At 59.9% G+C, this 12,981-nt stretch carries 11 protein-coding genes; 10 read left to right on the forward strand and 1 reads right to left on the reverse strand.

Annotation, left to right across the window (positions count from 1 at the left end):
* Window position 1: 1 nt before the first annotated feature.
* The 9 genes from ACJ8J1_RS03850 to ACJ8J1_RS03890 are packed head-to-tail and all read left to right on the forward strand — an operon-like array spanning window position 2 to window position 11,628.
* Window positions 2-2,227 (forward strand): DUF2169 family type VI secretion system accessory protein, encoded by a 2,226-nt coding sequence (locus ACJ8J1_RS03850; protein WP_033643659.1) that lies wholly within the window; start codon window positions 2-4, stop codon window positions 2,225-2,227.
* Window positions 2,217-3,371 carry a pentapeptide repeat-containing protein gene (locus ACJ8J1_RS03855; RefSeq protein ID WP_228287357.1) on the forward strand — a complete coding sequence of 385 codons (1,155 nt, stop codon included), beginning with the start codon at window positions 2,217-2,219 and terminating at the stop codon, window positions 3,369-3,371. The genes ACJ8J1_RS03850 and ACJ8J1_RS03855 overlap by 11 nt, the downstream gene beginning before the upstream one ends.
* Complete coding sequence (locus ACJ8J1_RS03860; protein WP_033643657.1) at window positions 3,364-3,978, forward strand: DUF3540 domain-containing protein; 615 nt, start codon at window positions 3,364-3,366, stop codon at window positions 3,976-3,978. Before ACJ8J1_RS03855 ends, ACJ8J1_RS03860 begins: the two co-directional genes overlap by 8 nt.
* Before the next feature lie 6 nt (window positions 3,979-3,984).
* Window positions 3,985-4,350 carry a PAAR-like domain-containing protein gene (locus tag ACJ8J1_RS03865; protein WP_033643656.1) on the forward strand — a complete coding sequence of 122 codons (366 nt, stop codon included), beginning with the start codon at window positions 3,985-3,987 and terminating at the stop codon, window positions 4,348-4,350.
* Window positions 4,351-4,359: 9 nt separating this feature from the next.
* Window positions 4,360-4,866, forward strand: a complete 507-nt coding sequence (locus ACJ8J1_RS03870; protein ID WP_033643655.1) for a type VI secretion lipoprotein TssJ — start codon at window positions 4,360-4,362, stop codon at window positions 4,864-4,866.
* A 1-nt stretch (window position 4,867) separates the two neighbouring features.
* Window positions 4,868-6,226, forward strand: a complete 1,359-nt coding sequence (gene tssK, locus ACJ8J1_RS03875) for a type VI secretion system baseplate subunit TssK (RefSeq protein WP_021505816.1) — start codon at window positions 4,868-4,870, stop codon at window positions 6,224-6,226.
* Window positions 6,223-7,734, forward strand: a complete 1,512-nt coding sequence (gene icmH, locus ACJ8J1_RS03880; protein ID WP_033643654.1) for a type IVB secretion system protein IcmH/DotU — start codon at window positions 6,223-6,225, stop codon at window positions 7,732-7,734. Before tssK ends, icmH begins: the two co-directional genes overlap by 4 nt.
* Window positions 7,735-7,769: 35 nt before the next feature.
* The gene (gene tssM / locus ACJ8J1_RS03885) at window positions 7,770-11,249 is read left to right on the forward strand and encodes a type VI secretion system membrane subunit TssM (protein WP_033643653.1); all 3,480 of its coding nucleotides are present in this window, start codon (window positions 7,770-7,772) and stop codon (window positions 11,247-11,249) included.
* Between the two features lie 25 nt (window positions 11,250-11,274).
* Window positions 11,275-11,628, forward strand: coding sequence for a DUF6277 family protein (locus tag ACJ8J1_RS03890; RefSeq protein WP_033632662.1), 354 nt, complete (start codon window positions 11,275-11,277; stop codon window positions 11,626-11,628).
* Window positions 11,629-11,893: 265 nt separating this feature from the next.
* Here the strand turns inward: ACJ8J1_RS03890 and ACJ8J1_RS03895 are convergent, their stop codons facing one another.
* Complete coding sequence (locus tag ACJ8J1_RS03895) at window positions 11,894-12,121, reverse strand: hypothetical protein (RefSeq protein WP_004935320.1); 228 nt, start codon at window positions 12,119-12,121, stop codon at window positions 11,894-11,896.
* Between the two features lie 245 nt (window positions 12,122-12,366).
* Between ACJ8J1_RS03895 and ACJ8J1_RS03900 the strand changes: the two genes are divergently transcribed.
* Window positions 12,367-12,657 (forward strand): hypothetical protein, encoded by a 291-nt coding sequence (locus ACJ8J1_RS03900; RefSeq protein WP_004935318.1) that lies wholly within the window; start codon window positions 12,367-12,369, stop codon window positions 12,655-12,657.
* Window positions 12,658-12,981 lie beyond the last annotated feature (324 nt).

A 12,981-nucleotide genomic window follows, 5' to 3' on the forward strand; every position in this document is an offset into this window, starting at 1 on the left:
AATGAGAATCATACGGCCACAGCAATTGGTGGCGATTAAAGGAAGTTACCAGATCGGGACAGACAGCCGGCTCGGCATCAGCGTCGTGGCCGGATGCTACCTGTCCCGGCCTGAACACTTCGTGAACGAAGCCGAAATCTGGGAGGCGTGGAAGCGCGTGCCGCTCAGCCTGCCGATATTGGATGTTGCCGAGCCGAAGCCGTTCGCCGAATACCTGATCGCCGGCCATGCCGGCATCGGTCAGCCGGTGAAAACGCTGAATGTCAGCGCCGACATCGGCGGGCTGAAGCGCCGTTGGCGGGTCGAGGGCGAGGGACGGCGCGGCGCGATGGAGGTGGAACCCTTCCTCAGCGTGCCGCTGGATCACACCTCCGCCTGGGGCGGCAAAGACAACAAGGAGAACCCGTTTGGCCGCGGCTGCAATGACGGGCTGCGGCCGCTGCTGATGACGCTGTCCCCCGAGGGGACCGCGCAGGAGCGCTCTCCGCTGGCGGCGCCGGCGCCGGTGCCGCACGAGTTTGCGCTGCGCAAGGCGCACATCGATAAGGTGGCGGGCCAGATCGCCGGCAAAGCCTATCTCGAGACGGCATTCCCCGGGCTGCCGGCCAATATCGATCGGCGTTATTTCCAGATGGCGCCGCCGGCGCAGTGGTTGCCGGAAGCGGCGTGGCCGGATCGGGTGCCCTTCGAGCTGCAGGGCGTCGGCGCGCAAAGCGAAGCGATTCGCGGCGAGCTGCCGGCGGTGCGCGGACGGGCGTTCATCCGCCGTCACGATAGCGACAGCCTCGAGGAAATCGAGCTGCAGCGCAAAACGCTGTGGTTCCTGCCCGACAGCGACATCGCTTTGCTTATCTTCACCGGCAATGCGCCGTTGACGCATCTGCTGGACGAGTCCATCGAGTCCGTCATGCTGGCGTTGGATCGCTGCGATGCGCCGCGCTCGTTCGACTATTTCCAACAGGTATTCCGCAAGCGCAGCGACGATGACGCCTCGCCCTTTGAGTTTCTGTTCGATCCGGATCTGATGCCGGTGGAGATGGGGTTGAACGTCATCCAGGCGGTGTCGGATCACCCCAGCGATTTGCGTTACGATCCGTCGCCCACCTCTCTGGGCGATTCCGCCGTGTTCTATCAACGCATCCGCGAGGCGATCGCCTTGCACCAGCAACAAGCGGCGGCGGAGCCCGCTTCCGTGACGTTGCCCGATTTGCCGGATCTTCCCGCCGAAGACGGCAATGACGCGTTTTTCCCCGATAGCGCGACCGTGGAAGGGAAGACTTTCACCGGTTTGCGCTGCGAGGCGCTGTCGGGCCGGCATTTTCTGCAGTGCCGCTTTGAGCGCTGCGATTTCTCGCAGGCTTCCCTCGATAGCTGCACCTTCGAAAACTGCGTTTTTGATGCGGTCAATTTGACGCAGGCGGCGCTGCGCCAGATCCGCATGATCTCGTGCACGCTGCAAAAGCCGTTGCTGGCGGAAAGCGTGTGGCAAGAGGCGGTCTTCGAACGGGTGACGCTGGCGGAGCCTCAGGGGCAAGGGCTGCGCGCCGACCACGTGAAGCTGGATAACTGCGTTTTCGAGCGGGGCGATTTCACCGCGAGCCGCTTTGAACACGCGGCGATCGGCAACGGCATGTTTAATGGCGCGACGCTGATCCGCGCGCAGTTTCTGCAAGGCGAGCTGGACGCGTGCGTGTTTAACCGCTGCCTCGCCGAAGAGGCGGTTGCGCTGGAGATGACGCTCACCAAAAACTCGTTCCTTGGCGGCAACTGGCGCGGCGTGCGCTTCGAACGCTGCCGCGTCGAGAGCCTGACGGCGGGCATGCAGGCGAACTTTTCCCACGCCGTGTTCAGCGATAGCTGTTTCACCAAAGTGGGATTGAAAGCGGCGCGCATGGAGAGGTGCCAACTGCTGTACAGCGTTTTCACTGAATGCAACTTTGACGAGGCCGATCTGACGGCCTGCGCGATCGCCGGCTGCGATCTGGCCGGCGTGCGGTTTAAAGACAGCCTGTTGACGCACTCACGTTGGCAAAACAGCAGCGCTCAGCAAGGCCTGTTTTATAACGCCGATCTGCGCGATGCGGAATTTGACCAGTGCAATCTGGCGGCGGCGCATCTGGCGATGACCTGGCAGGACGCCGGCACGCGGTTCAGCGGTTGTCTGCTGGAGCGCGCGTGTTGGGTGCCGCGCAGAATCATTCATGGGGACTATGCGCATGAAAACTGAAAGCCGCGTGATTCAACAGGCGCTGCCTGACCGAGAGGCGATCGAACTGGAGGTCGCCCAGGCGGTGGCGCAGACGCCGCCCATGCCGCGGATCTTCAAGAAACGCCGGTTCCACGATCGCGAGCTGAAAGGGTTGACGCTGAGCGACTGCTTTTTCATCGACTGTCATTTCGAACGCGTCACGTTTGAAGGCTGTGATTTGCGGGCGGTGCGCTTTGAGGGCTGCACCCTGCAGCAGGTCAACGTGGTCGGCGGCAGCCTGATGCGCCTGTCGTTCAACGAATGCCGGTTTGAGAACCTGACGCTGCAACAGGGGCTGCTGTGCAATTTGGCGTGCAACGACACCACGCTGCAGGGGTGTTACGTCGGCGATTGTCTGCTGGATGACTGCGGTTTGATCCGGTGCGAGGTCAACGGCGCGGAAATTGAACGCAGCAGCCTGGGGCATCTGGCCGTGCAGTCCAGCACCCTGACCAACCTGATGTTTCACCAGGACGTGATACAGGACGCCAACTGGTACGCCTGCCAGCTCACGCAGTGCCTGTGGCAGGCGTCGACCCTCGAGCGCCACATCATGGGGAGCTGCCGGCTGGAGACGTGCAGCTGGCAGACGATCGCGGGGCAGGCGCGCATCTGGTTCACCTGCCGCCTGTCGGGCTGCACTTTGGCTCAGCTACAGCTGCAGGGCGCCAGTTTTCACCGCAGCGAGCTGGAGGGGTGTTCGTTCGCCGACAGCGATCTGACCTCGGCGATCTTCGCTGAAGCGCAGGCGCTGCGCTGCGATTTCGAGCGCGCGACGCTGATCCTGGCGCAGGGGCAGAAGGCCCGGTTCAGCGAATGTGCGATGGGCGGCGCCAACTGGGGGCGCGCCATCTTGCCGCAAGCGGAATTCAGGGCGTGCGATCTGGCGTTAGCCAATCTTGAGCAGGCCGAACTGCGGGAAGCGAACCTGATCGAACAGCCGTTGACCGCCGCTCAGCAACAGAGCGCTCGCCTGCATGGCGCGCAGCGTCATCGCGCCGAAAACGTGCCGCTTACCGCCGATCCGTTCTTGAGCGCGATCGACGCCTGGTATGCGCATCAACAACCGGGGCCGCGGCAACCGTCGTATCAACGGCCAACAGGAGTAAGCAGATATGTATAAATCCAGAAGAGAGCATCAGAAGGTCTATGCCAACGCCAGGGTGACGCCTTTGCAGTTGGTGCGCAGCGCTCCGCTTCCCGAACAAGGGGGGCGCAAGGTGGTGACGCTGGCGGCCGACGCCAACGGCGGTCTGTATGTCGACGGCATGCGCGCGCATTGTCTGGCGGTCGCCACCAGCTGCCTGGTTCAGCCGCTGGCGGGCGATCGCGTTTGCGTCATCGCCGACGGCGACAAGTTGGTCATCACCGAGATCCTGTCGCGGCAACAGGCGAACGCCGTTATGACGCTGGACAGCCGCTGCGCCAACTTGCGCATCGTGGCGCCGGAGATCGAGCTGCAGGGCGGCAAGCGGCTGACGCTGCGCAGCCCGCACTTCACGCTGCTGACGCGCAGCAGCCGTTGGGTTGCCGAAACGCTGCACCAAATCTCTCAACGCCTGTTTGTGCGCAGCAAGCACGCGAGCCGGCGGGTGGAGGAAACCGACGAGGTGCTGGCCAAGCACATCATTCAGGATGCGCGGCAATCCCTCGTCATCAACAGTGAAATTGGTTCCCTGAAGTCTTCGGCGGTGCTGAAGATCGACGGTGGCCAGATACATATGGGGTAAACCACCATGACTGCAGCCAATACCAACATGGGCGGGATCGGCTTTGCCGGCTGCGACCCGATGATACCGGCGCCGGGCCCGAACACCTCGCCCAACAACACCGGCATACCGAACGTGCCTAACATTTTCATTTCCGGCGGCAATGAACAAAACCTCGGCACCACTCGTGTGGCCACCGCCGATTCGGGCGGAGTGATCGGCGCTGCCTCGGGGACGCATTCGGCCCAGGCGCAGCCGGTGCAGGGATCGGGTAAGTATTTCTCCGGCGGCATGCCGGTCACGCGGCTAGGTGATTCCAGCACGACGAACAACAACAACATGGTCTGCACTCAGGTCGCGCCGAGCCAGACCAAATGTTTCGTTAATGCATAGGAGTTCAGCATGGTGAAAACGCTCCGGGGGATTGCGACAGGGGGACTGTTGGCGGTGGGGATGCTCGGCGGATGCAGCTGGTTTTCTCACGATGAGGCTGCGGATGCGGGGCGTCGGTTGCGGTTTATCGACGTCGAGGTGACCGCCAACGACAACGTGAACCCGAATGCCGCCGGGGAGGCGCAGCCGGTCAAGGTGTGCGTGATAGAAACCAATCGCTCGGGGTGGATGCCTGAGGGAATTGGCGACGGCGCCCCTTGCCGCGAGACGGCGCCGTCGGAAGGGGCGCTGAGCCGGCACCAGAGCATTTTGCAACCGAGGGAGACGTTGCGTTATCGCTTCGAGGTGCCGGCGGGGCAAGAGCGATGGGTCGTCGTCGGGGCGGAGTTTCAGCAAATCAGCGGCGTGTTGCCGCTCGCCGAGCAAAAGTCCCCTGCGCAGGCTGATTCGCAAATGAAGGTGATGGTGGGGATGACGTCACTCAGCATAGTGACTAACGACAAAATGGATGAATGACATGTTACCTAAACAACGCGTCGCCTGGGTAGAAGGCATGTTGATGGAACCGCAGCATTTCCAGCAGCAGGAACGTTTTTTCGAGCACTTGATTGAAGCGCGCTTGCGCAGCGTCGAAACCTTCACCTGGGGGTTCCTGACGCTGGAGATCGACAACGGGCTATTGGAACAGGGCAAGTTTGCGCTGAAGAAAGCCAAGGGCGTTTTCCCCGACGGCACGGCGTTCAGCATGCCTGAGGATATTCCGCTGCCGCCGCCGCTGGTGCTGGGAGAAGGCTGCCAGGGGAAAGTGGTGTGCCTGTCCGTGCTGATGGATATCGCCGGCAACGCCCAGATCGATCTTATCCAGGATGCGCGAAAAAGCAGCCGTTTTCGCACCATGGACGCCGAGGTGCCGGATCGCAACCACGGCGTCAGCCTGGAAGGGACCCCGCGCGTGTGCACGATGCAACTGGGCAGCCTGGTGACGCGGCTAAGCCTGGAGGACGCGGTCAGCAGCGCGGAAAGCGTGCTGCCGGTCGGTTTCGTGCGCGAGCTGACCAGCGATCGTCGGGTGCTGCTGGATGAGCGCGCCTTGCCGCCGATGCTGGATTTCCGCGCCATCGGCTGGCTGCCCGCTTTCACCACCGAATTGCTTGGGCTGATCAGCCAGCGTCTGGAGTCGGTTTTCCGCCCGGACGTGCATATGACGATCGGCGGGCTTTCCGAGCTGCTGGAACTGCTGCTGCTGCAAACCTTGAGCGAGTTCAATTTGCGCATCAGCCAACTGCTGGCCAGCCCGCAGGTACATCCTGAAACCCTGTTCGACACGTTGCTGAGCCTGCTGGGGCGGCTCAGCATCATTCCCGGCGGCGAACGCCTCTGGGATCGGGCCGATTTGGTGTATCTGCACGATGAACCGCACAACTGCTACTTCCAGCTGTTCGCCTCGATTCGCCGCGCGCTGTCGCTGGTGATCGAAGCGCCGGCGGTGGCGTTGCCGTTTATCGATCGCGGCGACAGCATTTATCTGTGCCCGAACGACTCGCAGCTGCGCCTGGAAAAACTGGTGTTCGCCGTCAGCTGCGGTTTGTCCATCGAGCATCTGCGCTCGTATTTCCCCGCGCAGGTCAAACTGGGGCCGGTCGAGAAAATCATTCAGCTGATCGATCTGCAATTACCGGGCGCTCGCTTGCTGCCGATGGCTTCGCCGCCGCGGCACATACCGTATTACCCGAACAGCATCTATTTCGAGGTTGATCATGCCGACCCGATTTATAAGGAAATGATGGCCGGCTCGGCGATGGCGCTCAGCATCGTGGGTGATTTCCCCGACCTGCGTTTTGACGTCTGGGGATTAAGGCAAGGGAGGGTGGGATGAACGAATTCGAGAGAAAAATACGCGAGGCGATGGCGGTAACGCGCAACAACGCGACACCGCGCCTTCCCGCGTCCGGCTCGGTGGGCAAAACGACGGCGGAGATCGCCGCGCTGTCCTTCGGCGCGCGGGCGCTGGCCGCCAAGCTGCGGCCGGGAAGCGCCGGGGTGGCGACGCCCCCCGAACCCAAGCCTTATGAAGCGGAAAGCGTTGCGCCGGAAAGCAGCGAGCCCGCGCCGGGCGAGCGCCCGGCCGAGGCGGCGCCGACCTCGAGCGGGCTGTTCGGCCGCGCCGCGCTGAGCAAGCCCGGCGTGATGATGGGCCATTGGGACAACCCGCTGATCGCCGCCGCTATCCCGGTCCTGCTGCAGGTGGAGCGGGTGCGCGATCAGAAACAGCTGAATCCGGGCGCGGTGCGCGCGCAGATCGTGCGTGAGATCCAACAGTTTCAGCAGACGCTGCTGGCGGATCACATCGCGCCGAGCGATGTGGACAAGCTGGCCTATCTGCTGTGCTCCTACGTGGATGAGTGCTGCATGAGCACGCTCGAATCCGGCGAACTGAATCTCAGCCTGCTGGTGGAGTTTTATCGCGACGCCTGGGGCGGGGAAAAGTGCTTCGAGCACCTGCAGGCCTATCTGGCCGCCTCGCCGCGCAACAAGGAGATCCTGGCGTTTTACGATCTGATCCTGTCGCTGGGCTTCGAAGGGCAATACCACGTAATGGAACGCGGCGCGGTGCTGTTGGCCGACGTGCGCAACCGTCTTGACGGCTATCTGTACAGCCAGAACCCGACGCAGACGCTGGCCGATGCCGAGCCGAGCAACGTGGTGCGCAAGGCGACCCGCATCACGCCGCTGAAGCTGCTGTGCTACGGCCTGGCCATCGCGCTGCTGGCGTACGCCTCGGCCGCCTGGTATCTGCACGATCAGTCCCGCGCGCTGCGCAACGCCATTTTGGCCTGGACGCCGCCGCAGCCGCGCAAAATCAACATCATGGAGACGCTGCCGCAGCCGCTGCCGCAAATCCTCAGCGAAGGGTGGCTGGAGGTGCGCGCCGATCCGCGCGGCTGGCTGTTGATCTTCACCTCCGACGGCGCGTTCGCCACCGGGCAGTCGAAGCTGTCGGAAGAGTTTAAAAAGAAACGCAACATTGAGCGTTTGGGGGAAGCGCTGGCGCCGTGGCCGGGCGATCTGGAGGTCATCGGGCATACCGACAACAAACCGTATCGCAACACCTCCAACAACTCCAACCTGAAACTGTCCGAGGCTCGCGCGCAGACGGTCGCCGACAAGCTGCGCGAATCCTTGGCCAACAGTAAATACAACCGCACCGTGACATCGGTCGGCAAGGGCGATCAGGAGCCGCTGGACGACAACGCGACGGAAGAAGGGCGCCGCCGCAACCGCCGCGTGGACATCCTTTGGAAAATCGGCGAGAGGGAGATGGCTTCACCGTCTGCAACGTTAAATCAGGCAGGGGTAGCCGCCGAGGTCCCCGAGGATAACTAAGACATCCGCCGGCGTAGAGATAATAAGGAAATTATATGATACGTAGATCATTCATATTGGTGATTGCCTTGCTGCTGTGTGCGGTGGTGTGGTGGATTGGGCCGTTGATCGCCATCGGCACCTATCGGCCGCTGCTGTCGGTCTGGGTCAGGGGCATCATCATCGCGCTGATCCTGTGCTGGGCGCTCTGGCCGTTCGTGGCGACGTTCTTATCCTGGGTGTTCCGCCACGCGCGAGCGCCGGCCCCGGCCAAACGCAAGACCGCCCAGCGAGACCGCGTGACCTCGCGCTTTTACGACGCCTTGCGCACCTTGCAGTACGTCGGCACGGCGAAGCAGCGCACCCCTTGGCAGCGCTTCAAATACCGCCTGACGCGCCGTTACGTCAGCGAAAAGCCGTGGTTTCTGGTCATCGGGCCGCCGGGCAGCGGCAAAACCTCGCTGATCGGCGAAAGCGGCGAACGCTTCTTGCTGGCCGAGCACTATGGCCTGCAGCAGACGGTGGACGTCGGGCCGACCCAGGATTGCAACTGGTGGCTGGCGGAGAATTCGGTGTATGTCGACACCTCCGGCGAATGGCTGCAGTTGAACGGCCTGGGGGAAGAGGGCGCCAGGGCGCGCGACACCCTGTTCAAACTGATCCGCCGCCATCGCCGCCATCCGGGCATCGACGGCATCATGCTGTGTCTGGATGCGCGTTGGTTGCTGCACGCCTCGCTGACGGAGAGAAAGTCGGTCGCCGACGCGCTGCGCGTGCGCCTGCTGGAGATGGCCTCGTGGTTCCGCAGCGAGCTGCCGGTCTATCTCACCATCAGCCACCTCGATCAACTGGTCGGCGGCGAGACCTTCCTGTCCATGCTGGGTGACGATCTGTTGCAAAAAGGCATGGGCTTCAGCCTGAACCGCGCCGAACAGGGAGAAACCCCCTTCGAGCAGTATGAAACCCTCTACCGGGAGATGGTGGCGCGCGTCAGCCATCACGTGCTCGAACTGTTGCACGATGCGCCGGACGGCCAAAACCGCCAACAGCTGCTGTTCTTCACTGAATCGCTGGGGTCGCTGGGCAACCCGTTGTATTCCCTGTTAGAGCAGATCTTCCCGCAAACGCCGGTGGGCTACGCCTGCCATCTGCAGCAGGTGTGGCTGGGCAGCACCATCGCCTTGCCGCCGCAGGGGGCGATCTACAACGCGGAAGCGGCGGATATCTATGAAGCTCGCCCGACCGGGCGCATTTATCACCCGGAGCTGGATTATGCCCGGCAAGAACGCGGGGTGATGCAGCAGTCTTCGCACGCCAGGCCGCTCGGCAGCCGCATGAGCTCCCTGGGCCGCTATGTGCTGGTGCTCATTCTGTTGGCGGTCTCGTTTAACCTGCTGGCGATGCGTTACCTGTGGGAGAGCGATTACATCTCCTACATTGCGGCGCGCTTCGATGAGACAAAGCGCATCGTGCGCGAAATTCCGGTGACTAACCGCGTCAGCGACGATGTCATTTCCGCCTATGAGCAGCTGGGGTACATGAACGCGCAATTGGGCGGCGAAGTGTCGCCGGTGCCGAATCCCTATTTCGAGCACAAGCTGATCAACAGCGCGGCGCAAAAAACCTACCAACGCCATTTGCTGCAGATCTTCTGGCCGGCGGTGGAAAACTATATCGCGGACGAACTCAAGAATGACGTCTCGGCGTCCAACAAGGACGTCTACGGCACCCTGAAAGTGTACCTGATGATGGGCGAACCCTCGCACCGCTCCGCCGAAGCCTTGGTCGACTGGTTCATGGCGCGCTGGGAAACCTTTATGCCGCAGGGCTACACCGACATGAACAAAGGCATCTTTGCTTACCATCTGCGGGAGATGTTCTCTTTGCCGGACGCGCCGGTCATGAAGATGAACGGCGATCTGCTGCGCCTGGCGCGGGTGAAAGCGATGAACATTCCGATGCAGGTGCGGGTGGTGCGCCGCATCGAAGAGAAACCGTTGCCGGCGGCGATCAACGATATTTCGTTGGCCGACGCCGCCGGGCCGAACGTCTCCTTGATGCTGCGCCGCAAGAGCCAGGCGACGGTCACCGATACCGCCGTGCCGGGGTTCTATACCCGCGCCAGCTATCGCGACGTTTTCCTGGCGCAGCTCGATGACGCCGCCAAGGACATGATCGAAGAAGAGTCCTGGGTGCTGCGCGACAGCGCGGAAGGGAAAAACGCGGTGAACTCGCTGGCTTCGGCGCAGAAGCTGGCCGACGAGGCGAGGAAGCTATACCTCATCGAGTATGCCGACAAATGGGATGCTTTCATGCGCGACGTGCGCGCCCGGCCGGTCAACGGGCTTGAGGATGCGGCGATCCTGGCGCGTCAACTGTCCGACCCTTCTTCCCCGCTGGCCAATCTGGTGCGCTTCGCCGCGCGCGAAACCAGCATGACCGGCACCAACCAGGGCGATGCGGCAAGCTGGTTCGATCGCCAGCGCAATCGCATCGAGCAGCAGCGGCGCGACATCCTCGGCGAGATTTCCGGCGAGCGCGCGCGTTTTCGTCTCACGCCGGAACGCGCGGTGGAAGATCGCTTCGAGCTGCTGCGGCGTCTGGGCTATCAGCTGTTGCAGACCACCAACGCCAGCAACGATCCGCTGAGCCGCAGTTTCGAAGCGCTGTACAGCCAGTTGACCACCTTGTCCACCTCGCTGCGCGGCGGCCAGGTGGTGCCCGCAGGAGGCACGCTGAAGCGTCTGCAGTTGGATGCGGCGCGCCAGCCGGAACCGGTGCGCAGCGTGATGATGGATCTGTTGCAGGTCGGGGACAGCCAGACTATTCAGCAGAGCCAAAAGAACCTGAGCAAAGGCGCTTCGTCGCTGGCCTCCGGCTTGTGCAAGAGCAGCATCAGCGGGCGTTATCCGTTCTCGCGCAACGCCAGAGCGGAGGTCGGCATCGAGGACTTCTCGCGCATGTTTGGCCAAAGCGGCGCGATGCAGCAGTTCTTCGATGAGAACCTGGCCCCTTATGTGGACGTCAACGCGCAGAAATGGAATGCCAAACCGGGTTCAGAGGGGATCGTCAATGCCAGCACGCTGGGCGCGTTTGAAAATGCCCGCCTGATCCGCGATACCTTCTTCACCGCCGGCGACAAGCTGTCCTTCTCCATGTTCATCAGGCCGTTGTCCCTGACGCCGACCATTACGGAGGCGACCCTGGATATCGATGGGCAGGTGATTAACTACAGCCATGGCTTCAGCCAGCCTACCCGTATCGATTGGCCGGGCCCGAAAGGCGGCAGCTATGTTCGACTCACCTTCCGCACTGGCACCGGCCAGATCCAGGTCGCCAGTTTCGACGGGCCCTGGGCCTTGTTCCGGATGTTCGACGCCAGCAATCCCGTGCCGCTCGCCAGCGACAGGCGAGAGCTGACGATGTCGATGTCGTCGGTGGTGGGCGTGCTCAAACTGGAATTGCGCTCGACGATGAAAGATTTCCCACTTTGGTCACGGGCGTTGCGAGGATTCTCGTGCCCGAAAGCGATGTAAACACAACCGTAAAGAGGTGATAAACATGTTAGATCCAGCCAAAATTTTAGAAACCATGAAGGCCGGCGGCAATTTGGGCACCAATTCCCAATCGTCGCTGAGTCAACCGTTTATGCAAGGCGTCAGCAATATTCAAATGTCGGGGCCGGATGCGGCCAAGTCGGTCATGAGTAATGTGACAAAATCTTGCGATGATATGTTCGGCAATATGAAGGGCATTTTTAATGGTCTGCAATCGAATGTGAACGCACACCAAAAAATGCAAACGAGCGAGCAGCCGAAAGATTTTAATGTTTCCATGGACGATCTTCGTCCGGCGATTGCGAAAGGGTTCCCGCACGAAATGGCGGACTTCTTTTCCAAAGTGCCGAAACTGTAATCAAAAACTCGATGGATAAAATACCGGGAGGCGGAAATGCCTCCTGGTATTCACAAGGAGTGTTGCGATGATCTATGACTGGATGCTCAAAAACGCCAATAAACGCATGGGTTTTTTTATCATGGTGATACCCAGCCTGTTTTTTTGGATATTGGTTTTTCTGACCTTATCTATTTTTTGATTCTTTGATGTAAAAAAAAGCACCCGCGAAGGTGCTTAAAATGAAGCGAATTAAAAAATAGGAAGGGATGATTATGAGTTGTTATTACAGTTTAGAGATGATCTGCAATCCGCTGGAAATCAGCGCATCGACGGCCAGACCAATACCTTTACCGATGGTGCCGACAACGGTTTTGGCATCCGGGTTAACACCGGCAATCGCGGAAATGGTATCAATACCTGTACCTACCGCACTGCCAATCAGTGTGCCTACGTCACCAAAAAAACCAGCACCGTTAACTTGTTCAATTTCTACTGCGGATAGTTCTTTCATGATTGAAACTCCTTTTTCAGTTAGCCCTTTACTTCAGGCAATTTCATTATTGCAAATCAGGTCATTTTTTCAATAAAACTCGTGCTGTTTTTTTATACTATTGTGTTTTTTGTTAGATTGATTTTGCATCGTTAGATTATATATTGCCGAAACCTGGGTTTTTATATCTTACTCGCCTTGAACGGCGGCGGTTTTATGAGGTTATTATTTTAAATCGGAATGATATATACCAGAAGGGAGACCTTATGAAGGTATTGACGACGCCGGAAAGACCTTTCCGGTATGATGAGCTTGCGGATAAAATCATCCGGGAGGCCAGGAGCCGCTTGGGCTGCGCCGTTCTGCGGTTTTTAGACTGCATGATCCTGGGTTATGGCCCGCCGGTGATAGTCTTTGATATCTATAATAATCACGGTAAGTTGCAAACGTTCAAAGTCATTCTTCCTCTTGGGAGCGACAAGCAGCTAAAAAAAGATCACCTCGGGTTGGTTTCCTGCCTGGAGGCTAAAAAATTGATGAGGATAAAAAAAATATAAATCATCCCGCTCGTCAACGATGCCGCGTTATCTTTCTGCGCTGCGCATCACTCCTGAAAAATCTTTACTCCTACCAGGCATTTCTTGCGCGGGCGGCCGATGGGTTCGCCTTCTTCTTTTTTGTTGCCGTCTACATGAAAGGGCGGGAATCACTTACTGCCATAAAGTGTAGCTTTTTTTTATGCAATTTTTTTACAATAAAATGAATATGGTTATACTCTGTTTAATAGGGTCTGCGATGACCCTGCCGCCTCGTGCGAAAAAAGCATTATCCTGCCTTTATCATAAGTAAATTCCTAATGCATAAACGGATTCTCTTAACAA

This window comes from Serratia sp. CY37869 (genome assembly GCF_052168895.1).
GTDB lineage: Bacteria > Pseudomonadota > Gammaproteobacteria > Enterobacterales > Enterobacteriaceae > Serratia > Serratia ureilytica.

Bases quoted from the DNA above. Each gene is read 5' to 3' on its own strand.
- ACJ8J1_RS03890 (WP_033632662.1), top strand. From the start codon at position 11,275: ATGTTAGATCCAGCCAAAATTTTAGAAACCATGAAGGCCGGCGGCAAT.
- ACJ8J1_RS03850 (WP_033643659.1), top strand. From the start codon at position 2: ATGAGAATCATACGGCCACAGCAATTGGTGGCGATTAAAGGAAGTTAC.
- tssM (WP_033643653.1), top strand. From the start codon at position 7,770: ATGATACGTAGATCATTCATATTGGTGATTGCCTTGCTGCTGTGTGCG.
- tssK (WP_021505816.1), top strand. From the start codon at position 4,868: ATGTTACCTAAACAACGCGTCGCCTGGGTAGAAGGCATGTTGATGGAA.
- ACJ8J1_RS03870 (WP_033643655.1), top strand. From the start codon at position 4,360: ATGGTGAAAACGCTCCGGGGGATTGCGACAGGGGGACTGTTGGCGGTG.
- ACJ8J1_RS03855 (WP_228287357.1), top strand. From the start codon at position 2,217: ATGAAAACTGAAAGCCGCGTGATTCAACAGGCGCTGCCTGACCGAGAG.
- ACJ8J1_RS03860 (WP_033643657.1), top strand. From the start codon at position 3,364: ATGTATAAATCCAGAAGAGAGCATCAGAAGGTCTATGCCAACGCCAGG.
- icmH (WP_033643654.1), top strand. From the start codon at position 6,223: ATGAACGAATTCGAGAGAAAAATACGCGAGGCGATGGCGGTAACGCGC.
- ACJ8J1_RS03900 (WP_004935318.1), top strand. From the start codon at position 12,367: ATGAAGGTATTGACGACGCCGGAAAGACCTTTCCGGTATGATGAGCTT.
- ACJ8J1_RS03865 (WP_033643656.1), top strand. From the start codon at position 3,985: ATGACTGCAGCCAATACCAACATGGGCGGGATCGGCTTTGCCGGCTGC.
- ACJ8J1_RS03895 (WP_004935320.1), bottom strand. From the start codon at position 12,121: ATGAAAGAACTATCCGCAGTAGAAATTGAACAAGTTAACGGTGCTGGT.